An 18,946-nucleotide genomic window follows, 5' to 3' on the forward strand; every position below is an offset into this window, starting at 1 on the left:
TCGTGTAACCCGCCATCCGTACGGTTCGGGGCCATGAAGTGGAAAAAGGTGCTCAACAGCACCCTGGAAGGTGTCACGGGGTATTCCGTCAAGCGGGTCAAGCTGCCTGAGCCTGCCCCGGCGACCCCGCCCCCGGCCCTGTTGCCGCCCCGGATGCCGAACGATGTCGTACGGGGCCCGGTGGACCCGGCGGCCGACCGGCTGCTGCGGGAGCCGGTGTTCCTGCTCGCCTCGGTGCGGTCCGGGTCGACCCTGCTCCGGGTGATGCTGAACAGCCACTCCCAGCTGCACGCACCGCTGGAGACCCACTTCCGCCGGGCGACGGTGAACCTGACCACCGATCCGATCCAGCAGGCGATGACCGCGCTCGGTCACAGCCACAGCGACGTGGAGCACCTGCTCTGGGACCGGCTGCTCCACCGCGAACTGCTCCGCAGCGGCAAGCGCATCCTGGTGGAGAAGACCCCCAGCAACGTCTTCGCCTGGAAGCGCATCTCCACCTGCTGGCCGGACGCCCGGTTCATCTTCCTGATCCGGCACCCGCTCTCCATCGCCCGCTCCTGGCACGAGGCCGACCCGGCGGGCCGCCCGATGAGCGAGGCGGTGCCGCACGCCATGCGGTACGCCACCTACCTGGAGGAGGCCCGGCAGAAGGTGGGCGGCCTGACCGTCACCTACGAGCGGATGACCACCGACCCGGCCACCGAACTGCGGGCCATCTGCGACCGCATCGGGGTACCGTACGAGCCCGGCATGATCCGGTACGGCGACCACGACCACGGCGAGTTCGTGAAGGGCATCGGCGACTGGCGGGACAAGATCGTGACCGGCACCGTGCAGCCGGGCCGTCCGCTGCCCACCGCCGACGAGGTCCCCGAGGAGATGCGCGAGATGTGCGTCAAGTGGGGATACCTCTAGGCCGGATCGTCGTACACGATCACCACCTTGGTGAAGCCGAGCGCCTTCAGCATGTTCTCCAGCATGGTCTTGGCGTTGGCGTCCGCCCGGGCGCGCAGGTCGCTGGAGACCGCCGCTTCGGTGATCTTCTTCTCCGCCAGCACGTAGAGCTCCTGCTGGTTCTGCGGGTTGCCGGAGAGGAAGTCGCCGACCCGGTCCAGCAGGCCGCGCTCCTGGGCGTAGACGTAGGAGCGCTTGTTGTCCAGGTTGGCCTTCTCCAGCTGGGCGTGCGGGAGCCGTACCGTGACGGTGGTGCGGTCGGGGGAGACGGTGATCGCGTCCTTGGCCAAGCCGCCGAACTCGACGTAGGCGTCCACGCTGCCGGCGCCGACGAACAGGGTCCGGGTGCCCTTGATCGCGTCGGGCAGGAACGCGGCGTCCTTCTCCAGGTCCACCACCACCTGGAAGTTGCCGCTGGCGGCCTCGAACCGGCTCAGGTTGTGGATCGACTCGAGCAGCACCGGCTGGCTGCGGTCGATCGTGGTCTCACCGAGCGGGTTCAGCCAGGTCCAGGCCAGCCGCCCGCCCACGACCAGCAGCAGGCCGAGGAAGAGGATGGCGGCTAACCAGCGCCAGCCGCGCCGGGACCTGCGCCGGACGGGAGTCGGCTCGGCCAGCGGGGCGCGAATCTGCGGTTCAGTGTGGCGGTCCACAGCAGGACATCTTCCCGCTGTGGGCCGCCAATCACCTACCAGAGTGGGGCATATCCGCCGAGGGCAACGGGAAAGGCGCGGGGCCCGGGCTGGGCGCAGGCACGCCGCCGCCGAAGTGGCTCGCCGCCAGGCGGCAGTTGGCGAAGTCGGAGTAGAACATGCGCAGCCACTCGCGCCGCTGCTCCTCGCTGAGCGCCGAGAACCAGGCCGAGGCGTACTGGTGCTCGGCCAGCTGTCCCGCGGGCAGCGGCTCGCCGCGCACCCAGGCCGCCACGATCGCCCGGTAGCCCGCCGCGACCGGCTCGGTGCAGGGCTTGGAGATCCGGTCCACGAACTCGGCGGCGGCGCGGTCGGCGTATCCGGCGTCCAGATCGTCCACGTGGATGGGCACCACGCCGCGCGGGGCCTGCGCCGCCGTCAGCCGGGAGCGCTGCTCGACCCGCTGGAAGGCGGCCGGGGTGCCGGAGAGCCGGGCGGCGAGCCCGGTGAACGTGGTGCCCAGCTCGGCCAGCCCGTCGCGCATGCCGGGGTGCACGCAGACCGTGATCGGCCACTCCTGGCAGCTGTAGACGACCTGCTCCCCGGCGGCCGTCGTGGCGGGCTCGCTGAGCAGGCGGCTGGCGCCGAACCCGGCGGCCAGCACCGCGATCACCGCGGCCACCATGGTCAGCATGTGCCGGGACACCAGCGCGGCCCAGCCGAGCAGCAGCGCCGCGCTCAGCCCGAGCAGCCAGAGCGTCTGGTCGGCGAAGGCACCCGAGCTCAGGCCCTGGAACAGGTCGTACGGCTGGGGCGTGACGGGGGCCAGCCGGTCGGCCCAGCCGGAGCCGTCACCGAGCCAGGTGAACAGCGCGTACGCCCCGACCCCCGCCACCAGGGGGGTGATCGCGAAAGGCGCCAGCCAGCCCAGGATCCAGCCGAGCACCACGTACAGCGCGAGCCCGGCCGCGCCCATGGCCAGGGCGCTGGGCAGCAGTCGCCCGGCCTGCTCGCTGAGCACCGCGCGGACCGCGAAGATCAGCACGGTCGCCCCGAACGAGCCCACCACCACGGCCAGGATGGCCAGCGGGGCCTTGAGCGTCCGCCACGGCGTGGGCGCCATGACGGGCCCGGTGCCGGGCCGCGCGCTCCGCCGCCGCGCCGCCCGCCGTTTGCGGACGGCCACCCAGGCCGCGAAGGCCGCCGCCACCGGCCCGGTCAGCCGGAGCGAGCCGATCACGGCCACCGTGACGTTGTCCCAGACCATGACGCCGGGGATGAGCACGGTCCAGGCCGCGACCAGCCCGAGCACCAGCAACACGGTGACCGTGATCACCGCGCTCTGGGTCAGCTCGGCCCGGGAGACGCCCCGGTGCTCCCGGCGCCGCTTCCGCCGTGCCAGCGGATCCGGCGCACCGGACACCGTCGCCGACACTGTGCGGGACATGGCCCTGCCCATCGAGCAAACCCCCGTGCGTGGGTGAGCCGGGATACCGCGCCGATCCCCCGTGGTGTTCGGAGGGCGGGCGAGTTTGCCGCCGCCTCACTGTTTGACGTACCAACCATAACGGAGCGTGATGTTCGGGGGGCGTCTTCTCTGGTCAAGGGTTGAGTTTGGTCACGCTACGTGAAGTGTCAATTCGGACGATCGCCGCGCTACCGTAACGCTGTGCCTCTCAACCTGCCGTTCGATCCCATCGAGCGCGCCGCCGGAACCTGGCGGGAGCGTTTCGGGCCGTCGTCCGCCATGGCCGCGGTCACTTCGATCATGAGAGCGCACCAGATCCTGATCGCGCAACTGGACACGCTGCTCAAGCCGTACGATCTCACCTTCGCCCGGTACGAGGCGCTGGTGCTGCTCACCTTCAGCCGTACGGGGGCGCTGCCGCTGTCCAGGATCGGTGAGCGGCTGATGGTCCACCCGACCAGCGTGACCAACACGGTGGACCGGCTGGAGCGGGCCGGTCTGGTGGTGCGCCGCCGCAACCCCAACGACGGCCGGGGCGTGCTGGCCGAGATCACCGAGGCCGGGCGGGCCGCCGTGCGCGCCGCCACCGCCGACCTGATGGCCGCCGACTTCGGCCTCGGCATGTACGGCGAGGCCGACCTGACCGCCATGTTCGACCTGCTCAGAACCCTGCGGGTGGCGGCCGGAGACTTCGCGGAGGCCCGCCCCCCGACGGGGGACGAGCCTCCGCTCGCGGTGAACTAGGGCTAACGCACGGCGCGCAGGGCGTTCACGATGCCCCGCCCGTAGAAGCCGTTGTTGCTCAGGCCGCCCTCACAGGTGTGGGTCGCGGTCACCGTGGCCCCGCTCGGCAGGTGGCGGGTGTAGGTGTAGGCGCCACCGGCCGGGCACGCGGTGTCCGTGGCGGTGCCCTTCAGGATGCGCTCCACGTCGTCCGGGTCCATGCCGAAGCCGTTGCGGCCGTTCTTGCCGTACCGGCTGACGATCAGGGCCGCCACGCCGGCCGCGCGCGGCGAGGCCATCGAGGTGCCCTGGAGGTACTGGTAGTACCCGCAGACGTTGGCCTTGCAGTCCTTCACGACGTAGTCGACGGTGGGTTCGCCGTTCTCGTCGATCTCACCGTTGGCGCGGGCCAGCGACTCGGGGTAGGCCGCCAGCGTGGCTTTGGTGACGTCCCGGGTGTTGCCCGGGGTGTCGTACACGTCGCCGCCGGGGGCGGCCACGTCCACGTACCCGTTGCCGTAGTCGGAGTAGTACGACTTACGGGTGCTGATGCCGGTCGAGGAGACCGAGATCACGTGGTTGCCCTCGCTCGGCATGGAGATGCAGCTCGGCGGGATGGTCCGGGTGTAGGAGGCCTGGCCGGGGAAGGCGGCGAAGTCCGGGCTGGACGAGTCGGTGATCGTCTTGGTGTAGTCGGTGGCCCCGTTCCCGGCCGCGGAGACCAGGGTGACGCCCTTGCGGTGCGCGTAGTCCAGTGCCCGCTGGGTGGCCTTGATGATGGTGGCCTGCTCCAGCCGCGCCTCCGGCGAGTCGGCGGGGTTGTCCACGCAGTTGAACAGCCACGGGTCGACGTAGTAGCTCATGTTGACCACGTCGACGCCGATGTCGCCGGCGTAGGTGAGCGCGTCCACCGTGGGCTGCAGGAAGAAGTAGCCCGAGTCCTGACCGGCCCGGATGTTGACGATGGTGACCTTGGGCGCCACGCCCGCCACGCCCAGCTTGTTCAGCGGCGAGGCGATGGCCGAGGCGACGTGCGTGCCGTGGCCGTCCTCGTCCACGTTGGCCGGGTCGTTGCAGGACTGGTCCGGCTCGTCCTCACAGGGGCCGTCGACGTCGTCGCCGTTGGCGTCCACCGGGATGTCCACGGTGAAGTTGCGGCTCAGCCTCTCGCTGAAGTTGGGGGCGATGTCGGGGTGGCTGCCGTCCACACCGGTGTCCAGGATGCCGACCAGCACCCGCTTGTCGCCCTGCTCGTACTTGTGGGCCTCGTTGACCTGCATCTGGTCCAGGTCCCACTGGAGGTCGTCGAGGGGCTCGGCGGACGGCTTGCGGTTCCCCTTGCCGTGGCCCTTGGGACCGCCCCGGCCCTCCTTCTCGACCGCCTTGGCCTGGATGGCCTTGCGCACGTTCGCCCGGACCTTGGCGGTCTCCGGCGCCTGGCCGATGACCCGGTTGCCCGCGACGCCCTCGATGGCGGGATTGTTCTTGATCGCGTTAACGAAGTCCGCGTTGGTGGTGGTGACCGTGGCCACCCCGACCTCCGTGTTGACCTTCACCACGGTGCCGCCGGCCGCCGAGATCGCCTTTTGGGCATCGGCCGCGCTGGCGCCCTCACGGTAGAGGACGACGTACTCCTTGCTCGTCGCCGGTGCCTTGCTCGTGGCGGCCGCGGGGGCCGCCTGCGCCGGCGCCGTCAGAGCCGACGCGGCTAACGCTGCGACGGCGGTGATGACGGTGAGACGTTTCAACTGCCACCTCCCTGTAGGCAGGAGAGAACATTTGCCGATAGAGCAGACAGATCTATCGCGAGGCACATGTTTCGGTATTGACACCCCGAGTCAAAAGAGCGACGCAAAGTTGAGGCCAAGGTGTGACATGACGGGGGGCGTGCTGGCGGGATTTAGTAGGACGTCCTAGTATCCGAGACATGGACGACATCGAGGCCGGTCGCGCCCGTTGGCAGGCCAGGTACGACGCGGCGAGCAAACCCGACCGCGAGTTCCGGACGTTGTCCGGCCTCCCGGTCGATCCGGTCTACGGGCCGGCCGCCCCCGACTCCCGGTTCGAGCGAATCGGCTGGCCGGGGGAGTTTCCGTACACCCGGGGGCTGCACGCCACCGGCTACCGGGGCAAGCCCTGGACGATTCGCCAGTTCGCCGGGTTCGGCAACGCCAGGCAGACCAACGAGCGGTACAAGATGATCCTCGGCGCGGGCGGCGGCGGCCTGTCCGTCGCCTTCGACATGCCCACCCTGATGGGCCGCGACTCCGACGACCCGCGCTCCCTCGGCGAGGTCGGCCACTGCGGGGTGGCCGTCGACTCGGCCATTGACATGGACGTGCTCTTCGCGGGCATCCCGCTGGGCGAGGTCACCACGTCCATGACCATCAGCGGCCCGGCCGTGCCGATCTTCTGCATGTACGTGGTGGCCGCCGAACGCCAGGGCGTACCGCTGCGGCGGCTGAACGGCACCCTGCAGACCGACATCTTCAAGGAGTACATCGCGCAGAAGGAGTGGCTGTTCGCCCCCGAGCCGCACCTGCGCCTGATCGGCGACCTGATGGAGTTCTGCGCCCGCGAGGTGCCCGCCTACAAGCCGCTCTCGGTCTCCGGCTACCACATCAGGGAGGCCGGCTCCACCGCCGCCCAGGAGCTCGCCTACACCCTGGCCGACGGCTTCGCCTACGTCGAGCTCGGCCTGTCCCGCGGCCTGGACGTCGACGTCTTCGCCCCTGGCCTGTCGTTCTTCTTCGACGCGCACATCGACTTCTTCGAGGAGATCGCCAAGTTCCGCGCCGCCCGCCGCATCTGGGCCCGCTGGCTGCGCGACCGGTACGGCGCGCGCACCCCCAAGGCCCAGTGGCTGCGCTTCCACACCCAGACCGCCGGGGTCTCGCTCACCGCCCAGCAGCCCGACAACAACATCGTCAGGACCGCCGTCGAGGCCCTGGCCGCGGTGCTCGGCGGCACCCAGTCGCTGCACACCAACGCGCTGGACGAGGTGCTGGCGCTGCCCTCGGCCAAGGCCGCCGAGATCGCGCTGCGCACCCAGCAGGTGATCATGGAGGAGACCGAGGTGGTCAACGTGGCCGATCCGCTCGGCGGCTCCTGGTACGTGGAGGCGCTCACCGACCGGCTGGAGGCCGAGGCCGAGGCCGTCTTCGCCACCATCCTGGACAAAGGCCAGGGCGACATGACCTCCGGCATCCTGCGCGGCATCGAGGACGGCTGGTTCATGGCCGAGATCGCCGAGGCCGCCTTCGCCTACCAGCGCCAGCTGGAGAAGGGGGAGAAGCGGGTGGTCGGGGTGAACTGCCATACGGGCTCGCTGGAGCAGCCGCTGGAGATCCTGCGGGTCAGCCACGAGGTGGAGGCCGAGCAGCGCCGGGTGCTGGCCGACCGGCGCGCGGGCCGCGACCAGCGGGCCGTGGACGCGGCGCTGGCCGGCCTGGTGGCCGCCGCGCGGACCGAGCAGAACATGATCGAACCGATGCTGGCCGCCGCCCGGGCCGAGGCCACCCTCGGCGAAATCTGCGACGCGCTCCGGGCGGAATGGGGCACTTACACTGAACCGCCGCGATTCTGAACCGGTATCGCAGCGCAAACCCGAAAGGTGTGGGACGCCGCCCCCCGGACATGCGGCAGGATTGGGAGTATGGCAGCGGACTTCTCACGACCTGGATCGCTCTACGGCGCGGTGGACCTCGGCGCGCGCAAGCAGGCCCTGGAGGCCCAGGCGCGGCGCGAGGCGGCGGCGCAGAACCCCGCGGCGCCCGGCACGCCGGAACTCATCGAACCGACCGCCGCGACCTTCACGGCCGAGGTGGTGGAACGCTCGATGAGCGTGCCCGTCCTGGTCGAGGCGACCGTGCCCAGGGCCGAGCAGGTCCAGCAGTTCAGCCTGGCGCTGGAGAAGCTGGCCGCCGAGGCCGCCGGGGCCTGGCTGCTGGCCCGGGTGGACGTGGAGGCCAACCCCGAGCTGGCCCAGGCGCTGCGCATGCGCGCGATCCCCACCGTCTACCTGGCCGTGCAGGGCCAGCTCATGCCGCTCTTCGAGGGCCCGCTGCCGGAGCCGCAGCTGCGGCAGGCGCTCAACCAGATCTTCGAGCAGCTCGGCGTGGAGCTGGCCGCCCCCGCGGCCGCCAAGGAGGGCGACGGGGAGCCGTCGGTCGACCCCGACCTGCTCGCCGCCGACATGGCGCTGGAGGACGGCGACCTGGACGCGGCGGAGGCCGCCTTCAAGCGGCTGCTGGCCCGTTCGCCCGGCAACGAGGAGGCCAAGATCGGCCTGTCCGGGGTCGGCCTGATCCGGCGCACCGCCGGTCTTGACCCGTCCGACGTGCTGGCCCGGGCCGCGCAGGCCCCCGGCGACGTGGCGCTCCAGTCCCAGGCCGCCGACCTGGAACTGCTCGGCGGCCAGCTCGACGCCGCCTTCGACCGGCTGATCGCCCTGGTCCGGCGGACCGCGGGCGAGGAGCGCGACAAGATCCGGCTGCACCTGCTCGGCCTCTTCGAGGCGCTCCCCGCCGACGACCCCGCCGTGGCCAAGGCACGGCGCGGCCTGGCCAGCGCCTTGTTCTAGCGCGCTGGGGCGAGCGCACCGCCCGGGAAGTGGCACGATGGTTTCACCCCAATGCGCAAAGGAGCGGGTTGCCGTGGCTACCGTGCCGAGTGTGTCCTATTCCATCACCGTCCGTCTTGAGGTGCCCGCGGGCGGGAAAGCGGTCAGCCAGCTCACCCATGCGGTGGAGAACGCGGGCGGCATCGTTACCGCGCTGGACGTGACCACCGCTGGTCACGAGAAGCTCCGCATCGACGTGACCTGCGCGGCCCGGGACACCGACCACGCCCAGGCGATCGTGGACGGTCTTGACGTGGTGGAGGGCGTGGCCATCCACAAGGTCTCCGACCGGACCTTCCTGATGCACCTGGGCGGCAAGATCGAGATGCAGTCCAAGGTGCCGCTCCGCAACCGTGACGAGCTTTCCATGGCGTACACGCCGGGCGTGGCCCGGGTGAGCATGGCCATCGCGCGCAACCCTGAGGACGTGCGGCGGCTGACCATCAAGCGCAACTCGGTGGCCGTGGTCACCGACGGCTCGGCGGTGCTGGGGCTGGGCAACATCGGCCCGGCCGCCGCGCTGCCGGTGATGGAGGGCAAGGCCGCGCTGTTCAAGCGGTTCGCCGGCATCGACGCCTGGCCGATCTGCCTGGACACCCAGGACGTGGACGAGATCGTCAACATCGTGCGGGCCATCGCCCCCGGGTTCGGCGGCATCAACCTGGAGGACATCTCCGCGCCGCGCTGCTTCGAGGTGGAGCGGCGGCTCCGCGAACTGCTGGACATCCCGGTCTTCCACGACGACCAGCACGGCACCGCCATCTGCGTGCTGGCCGCGCTGACCAACGCGCTGCGGGTGGTGGGCAAGGACCTGTCCGAGGTGCGGATCGCGATGGCCGGGGCGGGCGCGGCCGGCACCGCCGTGCTCCGGCTGCTGCTCGGCGCCGGGGCCAGGCACGTGGTGGTCTGCGATTACCTGGGCGCCGTCCACCGGGGCCGGGACGACCTGGACGACTCGCTCCGCTGGATCGCCGAGCACACCAACGCCGACGGCTACTCCGGCGACCTGCGCGGCGCGGTGAAGGGCGCCGACGTGTTCATCGGGGTCTCCGCCCCCGGCATCCTGACCGGCGACGACATCGCCACCATGGCCTCGGACGCGGTGGTCTTCGCGCTGGCCAACCCCGAGCCGGAGGTCTCCCCCGACGACGCCAGGGAGCACGCGGCGGTGGTGGCCACCGGCCGCTCCGACTACCCCAACCAGATCAACAACGTGCTGGCCTTCCCCGGCGTGTTCCGCGGTCTGCTGGACGCGCAGGCCGACGGGGTCACCCAGGACATGCTGCTGGCCGCGGCGCGCGCCCTGGCGGCCGTGGTGACCAGCGAGGAGCTGGGCCCGAACTACATCGTCCCGAGCGTCTTCCACCCGGACGTGGCGGGCGCGGTGGCGGCCGCGGTCCGCGAGTCGGCGGGCGGCAAGGCCCGCGGGTTCACCGAGGCGTGATCCCCGCTCCGCTCAACGAAAGTTATTCAAAAGCTCGCCCGTCGATCGCGTCACCCCAGGCAAGGTGGCTCGTTTCAAGGGCGCCGGGCTCCTTTTGAATAACCTTCGATCGCGACCGGGGGTAGCGTGCGCGAATCGTCCTTCCTGCCCCATCATGGAAGGTATGGCGGACGCGATCTACGTCGGCGGGCTGCTCGTGGCGACGCCACTCCTCGACGACCCGAACTTCCGGCGTAGCGTCGTGCTGGTCCTGGAGCACGACGAGGACGGCGGCACGCTGGGCGTGGTGCTCAACCGGCCGAGCGACATCACCGTGACCCAGGTGCTCCCGGTCTGGGACCCGCTGGTAACGGGACCCTCGGTGCTCTTCGAGGGCGGGCCGGTGCAGACCGACAGCGCGCTGGCGCTGGCCGTGGTGCTCAGCGGCGAGGAGCCGCTGGGCTGGCGCCGCCTGCACTCCGGCCGCCCGGCCGTCTCCCGCCTCGGCACGGTCGACCTGGACGCGCCCCCCGAGATCCTGGCCGGGGAGATCTCCCAGATGCGGATCTTCGCCGGGTACGCCGGCTGGACCAGCGGCCAGCTGGAGAACGAGGTCGCCGAGGGCGCCTGGTACGTGGTCGACTCAGAACCGGGCGACACCTTCCACCCGGACCCGTCCACGCTCTGGCGCTCGGTGCTCCGCCGCCAGCCCGGCGAGCTCGCCCTGGTCGCGACCTTCCCCGACGACCCCGGCCAGAACTAAACGCTAACGATCCCAACCGGGGCAGAGCGCCTTCTCGGCCACGGCCAGCGTCTCCTCCAGCCGGGCGGCCAGCACGGCCGGGTCCCGTACCTCGCCGGGCAGGCAGAACTCGGAGGCGACCCGGACCGCCGCGGTGAAGACCGCGACCACGAAGTGGGAGCGCAGATCGTCGACGCCGCGGCGGCGGGAGATCTCGGCCACCAGCCGCTGCTCGCTGTCGGTGATCAGCCGCATCTGGCCGGCCGTGAACAGCGGATTGTCGCCGATCAGCCGCATGGTCTTCACCAGCCGCTCGCGGTGGGCCTCGTCGCCCTCCGTCACGGCGGCCAGCGTGATGCGCATGGCCTGCGTCAACGCCTCAAAGGGGGCCTCGGTGTCGGGACGGTCGGCCAGTTCCGCTAGAAGTATGTCCTGGGTGTCGGCGTGCATGGCCAGCACGACGTCCTCCTTGGAGCCGAAGTACCGGAAGAACGTGCGTGGCGAGACGTCCACGCTCGCCGCGATCTGGTCGATCGTGGTGGCCTCGTAGCCCTGGCCGAGGAAGAGATCCAGGGCCGCGTCGATCAGCGCGAGACGGGTGCGCTGTTTCTTGCGCTCGCGTAGACCCATGCCTGTCACCTCCTCGAAACGTGAAGTTCACTCCCTGCCAGATGTCACCTTATGTCGGATAAAAGGATTTGTCATCTGTCAGCCACTGCCATAAATTACGACTCATTGGTATCTATCAGGGGGGAAACCCGTCATGGCACAAGCACTAGCCGCCCCATCGGAGGCGCCTGACAAATCCGGCCAATCCCGGCCCTGGCTGACTCTGCTGGCGGTGTCGCTGGGCGTCATCATGGTGATGCTGGACGGCACGGTCGTCGCCATCGCCAACCCGGTGATCGGTCTGGAGCTGGGCGCCTCACTGGCCGACCTGCAGTGGGTCACCAGCGGTTACCTGCTCGCCCTGGCGGTCTTCCTGATCACCGCCGGCAAGCTGGGCGACCTGTTCGGGCACAAGCGCATCTTCCTGATCGGCGTCGCCGGGTTCGCCCTCACCTCGCTGGCCATCGGCCTGACCTCCTCGGTCGGCGCGCTGATCGCGTTCCGGGTGCTTCAGGGCCTGTTCGGCGCCCTGCTCCAGCCCGCGGCCCTGGCCCTGCTCCGGCTGGCCTTCCCCGGTGACCGGCTCAACATGGCGATGGGGGCCTGGGGCGGCATCATCGGCCTGTCCAGCGCGGCCGGGCCGATCGTGGGTGGCCTGCTGGTGGAGAACGTGAGCTGGCAGTCGGTGTTCTTCATCAACGTGCCGGTGGGCGTGGTCGCGCTGGCCATGGGCCTGTGGGTGCTGCGGGAGAGCAAGGCCGGGCTGCTGTCCAAGGTGGACTGGCCGGGTGTGGTGCTGCTCTCGGTCACCATGTTCTCCCTGGTCTGGGCGATCATCAAGGCGCCCGAGTGGGGCTGGGGCGACGGCCGTACGCTGGCCTTCCTGGCCGCCACGGTGGTGTTCGGGGGGGTCTTCCTGTTCTGGCAGGCGCGGGCCAAGGAGCCGCTGCTGCCGCTCAGCCTGTTCCGGAACGTGTCGTTCTCCATCGGCACCGGCCTGATGATCCTGATGGCCTTCTCGATGTTCGGCGCGATGTTCTTCCTCACCTTCTTCTTCCAGGGCGTGCACGGCTTGAGCCCGCTGGAGTCGGGCCTGCGCATGCTTCCGATGAGCGCCGGAATGATCGTCGCCTCGCCGCTGGCCGCGCTGGTGATCGGCAAGGTGGGGCCGCGGCTGGCCATCGCGGGCGGCATGGTCATCACCGCCTGCGCCATGTTCCTGATGTCCCGGCTGAGCATCGAGGCGGCCTTCATGGACAGCGCGATCCCGTTCGTGCTGCTCGCCTTCGGTCTCTCCCCGGTCTTCGTGGGCGCCACCGAGATCATCGTGGGCAACGCGCCGGAGGACATGGCCGGCGTGGCCGGCGGTGTGCAGAACTCGGCCATGCAGGTGGGCGGCGCGCTCGGCACCGCCATCCTCGGCGCCGTGGTGGCCGCCAAGGTCTCCGACGTGTACGTCGGGTACCTCGGCCCCGCCGCCGCGGCCATCCCGCCGGACCAGCTGGAAGGGCTGAAGGGCGCGGCCGCGGTGGGCATGGCCCCGCCCGGGCTGCCCGAGCAGATCGCCGCCGTCGTGACCAACGCCTCCCACCTGTCCTTCATGGACGGGCTGCACCTCGGCTTCGTGGTCAGCACCGGCGTGGCCGTGCTGGCCGCCGTCCTGGCCCTGCTGGTCAAGGCGGGCCGCAAGACCGAGGGCGTGGCCGCGCACATCGGCTGATTTTTCTCTCGGGTACGGCTCTCGTCCGGGTGGGCGGGAGCCGTACCCGGATTAAACTCGGTTTCCGTGAGCAGCACGAAGATTCTTCCCGAGAGCGAAGTCACGCCGAAGCTGTCGCACGGCGACGGCGACCACGAGCGGTTCGCGCACTACGCGGACCGCGACAAGATCACCGAAAGCATGGTGACCGGCGTTCCGCTCCGTGCCCTCTGCGGCAAGGTGTGGGTGCCGAGCCGGGACCCGAAGAAATACCCGGTCTGCCCGGAGTGCAAGGAAATCTACGAGGGTCTGCCCCCGGGCCCCGACGAGCAGTGAGTGTCGATCCCGCCTGATCGTCCCCGTTACGGCTAGCGTTTGGCCGATCACCAGCCGTAACCGGGGGAACGAATGGCCTGGCGCACGCTCGCCGTCACTTTGGCATGCCTTCTCGCGCTGGGCCTGGTTCCAGGCCAGGCCGCGGCCGAGCGTCGGTGCGAGGCCGCGGCGGACCGGCTGCGGGCCGACCCGATGCCGCCGCCACCGCTCCTACCGCCGCCGCCGATGCCGTACCGGCTCACCGAGATCACCGTGCCGATCTGGGTCCACGTGATCACCGACGGCCGCCGGGGCGCCCCGGCCGCCGCCGTCGCGGGCCAGATGGAGACGCTGCGGGACGCCTACAGCGGCAAGTTCGGCGGGGCGGACACCAAGATCAGGTTTGCCCTGCAAGGGGTGACCAGGACCGCCAACCCCGCCTGGTTCCGCGACCCGCTGGGCCACGAGAAGGTCATGAAGTCCACCTTGCGCCGCGGTGGCCCGGACACCCTCAACCTGTACATCGCCCAGCTGAGCGAACTGGTGCTGGGCTTCTCCACCTATCCGCACTGGTACTCCGGCAACCCCCCGGTCGACGGGGTGGTCATCGACTGGCGGAGCCTGCCGGGCGGTCCGCTGCGCAACTTCGACCGGGGCTTCACCGGCGTGCACGAGATCGGCCACTGGCTCGGCCTCCTGCACACCTTCGAGAACGGCTGCGCCGAACCGGGCGACGGGGTGGAGGACACCCCACCCCAGGGCCGGCCCACCGACGGCTGCCCTGACAGCAAGGACACCTGCCCGCAGCCCGGCGAGGACCCGATCCACAACTTCATGGACTACAGCCACGACCGCTGCATGCGCGAGTTCACCGAGGGCCAGGCCGCCCGGATGCACCAGATGTGGGCCGCCTACCGCATACCGAAGACCTGACCTCAGCCGACCGCCCGCAGGTCATGACCGCGGAGCCGGAGCTCCCGGGGGCGGAGTGACCGGCTGCGGTCGGTCGCGTACCAGATCCCCGCGAGCCCGGCGGCTGATCGCCGCCGGAGTGCCGTCCGAACGCGCCGCCGGCGTGGTGGGCGATCTGGTCCCCGAAGAGACTTCCGCATATCAGGCATATCGAAAGTCCGATCTCGATTGACCACCCCGACCGGGCATGCGTTACTGCTCCAATGGACGATTGGCGGCCCGGCCCCTCTCGCGATCAGGATCTGCCCCCGTCCGCCCGCTGGTACGGCACGCCGGTGGCCCCGCCGCGCCGGCTGCCCCGCTGGCTGACCCATGTGCTGCTCGGCGCGCTGGCGCTGCTCACCGCGGGGATGGTGGTCACCCTGGTCGTGGTGGCCGTGCTGAGCCGGCCGGACGCCCCGGTCGAGACGGAACAGGTGGACGACGGCCTGGCCGGGATCAGCTTCCCGCTGCCGCGGGGATGGCAGCGGGGGGTGCTGGCGCCGGTCACCGGCTTCACCTCGGTGGCGGCCAACCGGGACCTGGCCACCGCGATGGCCCGCCCCGGCGACCCGGTGGACCCGTCAGCCCTCCGGCCCGCCCTGGTCGACCTCACCGACCTGTACGCGCGGCTGCTCCTGCACGGCGACAAGCTCGACGTGGTCGAGGACAAGGCCGTGACGATCGGGGGCAGGGCGGGACACACCCGGGCGTTGCGGGCGGAGTACACCGACGTCGTCAACCAGCCGGCCTTCCTCCGTGTGACATTGCTCACGGCTCCCTCGGGGGGAAGCGTGGTGGTGCTCGGCCTGGCGCACCCTGACGATCCCAGGTCCAGGGCGGACATCGACTCGATCATGGCGGGGGTCCGGTGAATTTCTGGGGTCCGCGTGTTTGTCGGTGGCTGCGGCTACGCTGAGGCGGACGTTGTCCGGGTGCGCAGCTGAACGGGGAGGCTTGGTGTCGCTGGTTGTCGCCGGTGGGGCGGGGGTGGCGCGATGAGCGTCTCCGCCGCGTCCCATCTGTCGCCGTCGTACCCGGACCGCGCGGCCTGGGGGACCGCGCCCAAGCTCCGCGCCTGGCAGCAGGAGGCGTACGACCTGTATTTCCAGCGCGAGCCGAGGGACTTCCTCACCGTGGCCACGCCGGGCGCGGGGAAGACCACCTACGCGCTGCGGATCGCCAGCGAGCTGCTCCACCGGGGGATCATCCGGGCGGTGACCGTGGTCACCCCGACCGAGCACCTGAAGCGCCAGTGGGCCGACGCGGCGGGCCGGGTGGGCATCGGCATCGATCCGGAGTTCAAGAACAGCCAGGGCGTCACCTCGCGCGACTACATCGGCGTGGCGGTGACGTACGCGCAGGTGGCCATGCACCCCGCGCTGCACCGGGCCAGGACGGAAGCCCGCCGCACGTTAGTCATCTTCGACGAGATCCACCACGCGGGGGATGCCAAGTCCTGGGGCGACGGCGTGAGCGAGGCCTTCGAGCCGGCCACCCGCCGCCTCCAGCTGACCGGCACCCCTTTCCGCTCCGACGACAACCCCATCCCCTTCGTCGCCTACACCGAGGACGCCGAGGGCGCCCTGCGCAGCGTCTCCGACTACTCCTACGGGTACGGGCCCGCCCTGGCCGACGGCGTGGTCCGCCCGGTCATCTTCCTGGCCTACTCGGGCGAGATGAAGTGGCGCACCCGCGCGGGCGACGAGATCACCGCCACCCTCGGCACCCCGCTCACCAAGGACCAGCTCGCCCAGGCGCTGCGCGCCGCCCTCGACCCCAAGGGTGACTGGATCCGCCAGGTCATCGCGGCGGCCGACCGCCGCCTGACCGAGGTCCGCCGGGGCATGCCCGACGCCGGTGGCCTGATCATCGCCACCGACCACGAGGCCGCCCGGGCCTACGCCAAACACCTCCGCGCGGTCACCGGTGAGTCCGCCACCGTCGTGCTCTCCGACGACCCCGGCGCGTCCAAGAAGATCAAGGAGTTCGGCGCCTCCACCCAGCGCTGGCTGGTCGCCGTCCGCATGGTCTCCGAAGGCGTCGACATCCCCCGCCTGGCCGTGGGCATCTACGCCACCAGCATCTCCACGCCGCTCTTCTTCGCCCAGGCCATCGGCCGCTTCGTCCGTATGCGCAAACGCGGCGAAACCGCGTCGGTCTTCCTCCCCTCGGTTCCGCTGCTCCTCAACTTCGCCGCCGAGATGGAGGCCGAACGCGACCACGTCCTCAACCGCAAACGCGACGAGGACGGCCTCGACGACGCGCTGCTGGAAGAGGCCCAACGGGAACAGAAGACGGCCGACGCCCTCGGTGAGGAACTTCCCTTCCAGACCCTGGAAGCCTCCGCCACCTTCGACCGCGTCCTCTACGACGGCGGCGAGTTCGGCACCGCCGCCGCGACCGGCTCCGCCGAGGAGGAGGACTTCCTCGGCCTCCCTGGCCTGCTCGAACCCGACCAGGTCTCCGCCCTCCTCCGCAAGCGCCAGGCCGACCAGCAGGCGGCCAAACGCCGCCAGCCCAAACCCGACAAGGAACCCCAGCTAGCCCCCCACGAACTCCTCCACGAGCTCCGCCGCGAACTCAACGGCCTCGTCGGGGCCTGGAACCACCGCACCGGCCAACCGCACGGCGTCATCCACGCCGAACTCCGCCGTTCCTGCGGCGGTCCCGCCATCGCCCAGGCCTCCGCCGACGAGATCCGGGAGCGCATCGCCATGATCAGAAAGTGGGCCACCCAGCGCAAATAGCCGAATGCGCCGTTGTGCACGTTAAGGTGGAGCCTCCTTCCGCAGACTCGGCACCAAATCCTTGGCGGCGGCTCGACCTGGGATTCGGCCGTATGAGAATGGATGACCATGGGTGGCGCTCCGGTCCGTAAGGTTGCTGTTTTCGGCGCTGGATACATAGGTCTGGTGACCGGTGCCTGTCTCGCTGATCTCGGTCATCGGGTGGTGGTCCGGGACATCAACCCGGAGAAGGTCGAGCTTCTTCGATCCGGCGAGATACCGATCTATGAGCCGGGGCTGGGGGACATGGTCGCCCAGAACAAGGAGCGACTGTCCTTCACCCTCGATGCCCAGGAGGCGCTCGACGGCGCCGAGGTCGTCTACGTGTGCGTGGACACGCCGCCGTCGGCCTCCGGCGACGCCGATCTGTCCCGGGTCTGGTCGGTGGTGAGGTCGCTGGAGGGCGCCTCGCATCTGAAGGCCGTGGTGATGAAGTCCACGGTGCCGGTGGGCACCGGTTCCCGCGTGCGCGCCACGCTCGACGGGGCCGGCCTCGGGCACGTCGGATACGCCTCCAATCCCGAGTTCACCGCCGAGGGCACCGCGGTGCGGGACTTCCTGCACCCGGACCGGATCGTCATCGGCGCCTCGGAGGAGGCCACCGCCCGCCTGATCTCCGACCTGCACCAGGGGGTGGACGGGCCGGTCGTGGTGATGGACGTGCGCTCCGCCGAGATGGTGAAACTCGCCTCCAACGCCCTGCTGGCCACGAAAATCAGCTTCATCAACGAGATCGCCACGCTGTGCGAGAAAACCGGCGCCGATGTCGAGCACGTCGCCCGCGCCGTGGGTCTGGACCACCGTCTCGGCCACCATTTCCTGCGCCCCGGCATCGGCTGGGGCGGCTCGTGCTTCCCCAAGGACTCCGAGGCGCTGCGGCAGCTGGCCAGCAACACCGGCTACCACCTGCAGCTGCTGTCGGCGGTGATCGAGGTCAACAACCTGCAGAAGCGCCGGGCGATCCAGAGACTCAAGGACGAACTGGGCACGCTGACCGGGATGCGGGTGGCGTTGCTCGGCCTGACGTTCAAGCCGGGAACCGACGACATGCGGGAGGCGCCGAGCACGGTGCTGGCGTCCCGGTTGCTGGCGGAGGGCGCCGAGGTGCACTGCTGGGACCCGATGGCCCGCCCGGCCGAGGTGGAACCGTGGAGGTCCACCCTGCAGCACGTGAGCCCGGAGCTGGCGGTCGAGGGCGCGGACGCGGCGATCGTGGTCACCGAGTGGCCGCAGCTCAAGGAGGTCGACTGGGCGCGGGCGGTCTCGATGATGCGGCGGCCGTTGCTCTTCGACGGCAGGAATCTGCTGAACCCGGGGGCGATGCGGGCGCTCGGCTTCACCTACATCAGCGTGGGGCGGCCGTAGCCCCGCTAGCCGCCCAGCACGGGCTCGCCGGTGAGCAGGGCGCCTGACTCGGCGAGCTGGGTGAGGGCGACGGAGGTGGTGTCGGGGGACACCCCGGCGGTGAGGTCGAGGAGGACCTGGACCTGGAAGCCCTCGCGGAGGGCGTCCAGGGCGGTGGCGCGGACGCAGTGGTCGGTGGCGATGCCGACCACGTCGAGGTGGGTGACCTCACGGGTGCGGAGCCAGGTGGCCAGGTCGGTGCCGTCGGGGGCGTGCCCTTCGAAACCGCTGTAGGCGGCGGCGTGGGCGCCCTTGCTGAAGATTTCCTCCACCTTCGCGGTGTCGAAGGCGGGGTGGAAGTCGGCGCCCGGGGTGCCGATGACGCAGTGCGCGGGCCAGCTGTTGACGTAGTCGGGCTCCGCCGCGAAGTGCGCCCCCGGGTCGGCGTGGTAATCCCGGGTCGCCACGACATGGTCGTAACCCTGCTCCCTGACATGCGCGCTGATGGCCGCCGCCACCTCGGTCCCACCCGCGACCGGCAGACTCCCGCCTTCGCAGAAGTCGTTCTGCACATCCACGATGACAAGTGCCGTAGCCATGACAAAAAGCTTATGGCCAAGCCCGCCGTGCCGGAGGCGCGGCCATGACACAGACCGTGGGAAGCGGCGTCGTC

At 70.4% G+C, this 18,946-nt stretch carries 17 protein-coding genes; 12 read left to right on the top strand and 5 right to left on the bottom strand.

Annotation, left to right across the window (positions count from 1 at the left end; all coding sequences use genetic code 11):
* The first annotated feature begins 33 nt into the window (after positions 1-33).
* A complete protein-coding gene (locus tag KIP79_RS20750; RefSeq protein WP_214106528.1) occupies positions 34-918 on the top strand; it encodes a sulfotransferase family protein in 885 nt (294 codons plus the stop codon).
* On the opposite strand, the gene KIP79_RS20755 is transcribed toward KIP79_RS20750, so the two are convergent.
* Both KIP79_RS20755 and KIP79_RS20760 read right to left on the bottom strand, forming a co-directional pair.
* Positions 915-1,610 (bottom strand): DUF4230 domain-containing protein, encoded by a 696-nt coding sequence (locus KIP79_RS20755; protein WP_308169813.1) that lies wholly within the window; start codon positions 1,608-1,610, stop codon positions 915-917. The two genes, KIP79_RS20750 and KIP79_RS20755, sit on opposite strands and share 4 nt — an antisense overlap.
* Before the next feature lie 31 nt (positions 1,611-1,641).
* On the bottom strand, positions 1,642-3,036 hold the full coding sequence (locus KIP79_RS20760; protein ID WP_214106529.1) for a hypothetical protein: 1,395 nt from the start codon (positions 3,034-3,036) through the stop codon (positions 1,642-1,644).
* Between the two features lie 222 nt (positions 3,037-3,258).
* Here KIP79_RS20760 and KIP79_RS20765 point away from each other — a divergent pair, with 222 nt between their 5' ends.
* Positions 3,259-3,801, top strand: coding sequence for a MarR family winged helix-turn-helix transcriptional regulator (locus tag KIP79_RS20765; protein WP_214106530.1), 543 nt, complete (start codon positions 3,259-3,261; stop codon positions 3,799-3,801).
* A 2-nt stretch (positions 3,802-3,803) separates the two neighbouring features.
* Here KIP79_RS20765 and KIP79_RS20770 read toward each other — a convergent pair whose 3' ends face one another.
* Positions 3,804-5,528, bottom strand: coding sequence for a S8 family peptidase (locus KIP79_RS20770; protein WP_214106531.1), 1,725 nt, complete (start codon positions 5,526-5,528; stop codon positions 3,804-3,806).
* A gap of 179 nt (positions 5,529-5,707) precedes the next feature.
* Between KIP79_RS20770 and icmA the strand changes: the two genes are divergently transcribed.
* From icmA to KIP79_RS20790, 4 genes are all read left to right on the top strand, one after another.
* On the top strand, positions 5,708-7,366 hold the full coding sequence (icmA, locus tag KIP79_RS20775; RefSeq protein ID WP_214106532.1) for a coenzyme B12-dependent isobutyryl-CoA mutase large subunit: 1,659 nt from the start codon (positions 5,708-5,710) through the stop codon (positions 7,364-7,366).
* Positions 7,367-7,435: 69 nt separating this feature from the next.
* Positions 7,436-8,362, top strand: coding sequence for a tetratricopeptide repeat protein (locus KIP79_RS20780; protein ID WP_214106533.1), 927 nt, complete (start codon positions 7,436-7,438; stop codon positions 8,360-8,362).
* A gap of 73 nt (positions 8,363-8,435) precedes the next feature.
* The gene (locus KIP79_RS20785) at positions 8,436-9,845 is read left to right on the top strand and encodes an NAD-dependent malic enzyme (protein ID WP_214106534.1); all 1,410 of its coding nucleotides are present in this window, start codon (positions 8,436-8,438) and stop codon (positions 9,843-9,845) included.
* A gap of 163 nt (positions 9,846-10,008) precedes the next feature.
* A complete protein-coding gene (locus KIP79_RS20790) occupies positions 10,009-10,587 on the top strand; it encodes a YqgE/AlgH family protein (protein ID WP_214106535.1) in 579 nt (192 codons plus the stop codon).
* Between the two features lie 3 nt (positions 10,588-10,590).
* Here KIP79_RS20790 and KIP79_RS20795 read toward each other — a convergent pair whose 3' ends face one another.
* A complete protein-coding gene (locus KIP79_RS20795) occupies positions 10,591-11,196 on the bottom strand; it encodes a TetR/AcrR family transcriptional regulator (protein WP_214106536.1) in 606 nt (201 codons plus the stop codon).
* Between the two features lie 133 nt (positions 11,197-11,329).
* Here KIP79_RS20795 and KIP79_RS20800 point away from each other — a divergent pair, with 133 nt between their 5' ends.
* The 6 genes from KIP79_RS20800 (at position 11,330) to KIP79_RS20825 (ending at position 18,294) form a co-directional block, all read left to right on the top strand.
* The gene (locus tag KIP79_RS20800) at positions 11,330-12,895 is read left to right on the top strand and encodes a DHA2 family efflux MFS transporter permease subunit (RefSeq protein WP_214106537.1); all 1,566 of its coding nucleotides are present in this window, start codon (positions 11,330-11,332) and stop codon (positions 12,893-12,895) included.
* A gap of 66 nt (positions 12,896-12,961) precedes the next feature.
* Positions 12,962-13,210, top strand: coding sequence for a DUF3039 domain-containing protein (locus KIP79_RS20805; protein WP_214106538.1), 249 nt, complete (start codon positions 12,962-12,964; stop codon positions 13,208-13,210).
* A gap of 72 nt (positions 13,211-13,282) precedes the next feature.
* Positions 13,283-14,122 carry a zinc metalloprotease gene (locus KIP79_RS20810; protein ID WP_214106539.1) on the top strand — a complete coding sequence of 280 codons (840 nt, stop codon included), beginning with the start codon at positions 13,283-13,285 and terminating at the stop codon, positions 14,120-14,122.
* Between the two features lie 242 nt (positions 14,123-14,364).
* Entirely contained in the window at positions 14,365-15,015 is a 651-nt protein-coding gene (locus KIP79_RS20815; protein WP_214106540.1) for a hypothetical protein, read from the top strand.
* A gap of 123 nt (positions 15,016-15,138) precedes the next feature.
* The gene (locus KIP79_RS20820) at positions 15,139-16,890 is read left to right on the top strand and encodes a DEAD/DEAH box helicase (protein ID WP_214106541.1); all 1,752 of its coding nucleotides are present in this window, start codon (positions 15,139-15,141) and stop codon (positions 16,888-16,890) included.
* A gap of 108 nt (positions 16,891-16,998) precedes the next feature.
* Complete coding sequence (locus KIP79_RS20825) at positions 16,999-18,294, top strand: UDP-glucose dehydrogenase family protein (protein ID WP_214106570.1); 1,296 nt, start codon at positions 16,999-17,001, stop codon at positions 18,292-18,294.
* A 5-nt stretch (positions 18,295-18,299) separates the two neighbouring features.
* Here the strand turns inward: KIP79_RS20825 and KIP79_RS20830 are convergent, their stop codons facing one another.
* Positions 18,300-18,872, bottom strand: coding sequence for a nicotinamidase (locus KIP79_RS20830; RefSeq protein ID WP_214106542.1), 573 nt, complete (start codon positions 18,870-18,872; stop codon positions 18,300-18,302).
* Positions 18,873-18,946: the final 74 nt, after the last annotated feature.

Origin of the sequence: Acrocarpospora catenulata (assembly GCF_018476525.1) — a bacterium.
GTDB classification, from domain to species: domain Bacteria; phylum Actinomycetota; class Actinomycetes; order Streptosporangiales; family Streptosporangiaceae; genus Acrocarpospora; species Acrocarpospora catenulata.

Bases quoted from the DNA above. Each gene is read 5' to 3' on its own strand.
- KIP79_RS20750 (WP_214106528.1), top strand. From the start codon at position 34: ATGAAGTGGAAAAAGGTGCTCAACAGCACCCTGGAAGGTGTCACGGGG.
- KIP79_RS20760 (WP_214106529.1), bottom strand. From the start codon at position 3,036: ATGTCCCGCACAGTGTCGGCGACGGTGTCCGGTGCGCCGGATCCGCTG.
- icmA (WP_214106532.1), top strand. From the start codon at position 5,708: ATGGACGACATCGAGGCCGGTCGCGCCCGTTGGCAGGCCAGGTACGAC.
- KIP79_RS20780 (WP_214106533.1), top strand. From the start codon at position 7,436: ATGGCAGCGGACTTCTCACGACCTGGATCGCTCTACGGCGCGGTGGAC.
- KIP79_RS20790 (WP_214106535.1), top strand. From the start codon at position 10,009: ATGGCGGACGCGATCTACGTCGGCGGGCTGCTCGTGGCGACGCCACTC.
- KIP79_RS20795 (WP_214106536.1), bottom strand. From the start codon at position 11,196: ATGGGTCTACGCGAGCGCAAGAAACAGCGCACCCGTCTCGCGCTGATC.
- KIP79_RS20800 (WP_214106537.1), top strand. From the start codon at position 11,330: ATGGCACAAGCACTAGCCGCCCCATCGGAGGCGCCTGACAAATCCGGC.
- KIP79_RS20810 (WP_214106539.1), top strand. From the start codon at position 13,283: ATGGCCTGGCGCACGCTCGCCGTCACTTTGGCATGCCTTCTCGCGCTG.
- KIP79_RS20815 (WP_214106540.1), top strand. From the start codon at position 14,365: ATGGACGATTGGCGGCCCGGCCCCTCTCGCGATCAGGATCTGCCCCCG.
- KIP79_RS20820 (WP_214106541.1), top strand. From the start codon at position 15,139: ATGAGCGTCTCCGCCGCGTCCCATCTGTCGCCGTCGTACCCGGACCGC.
- KIP79_RS20825 (WP_214106570.1), top strand. From the start codon at position 16,999: ATGGGTGGCGCTCCGGTCCGTAAGGTTGCTGTTTTCGGCGCTGGATAC.
- KIP79_RS20830 (WP_214106542.1), bottom strand. From the start codon at position 18,872: ATGGCTACGGCACTTGTCATCGTGGATGTGCAGAACGACTTCTGCGAA.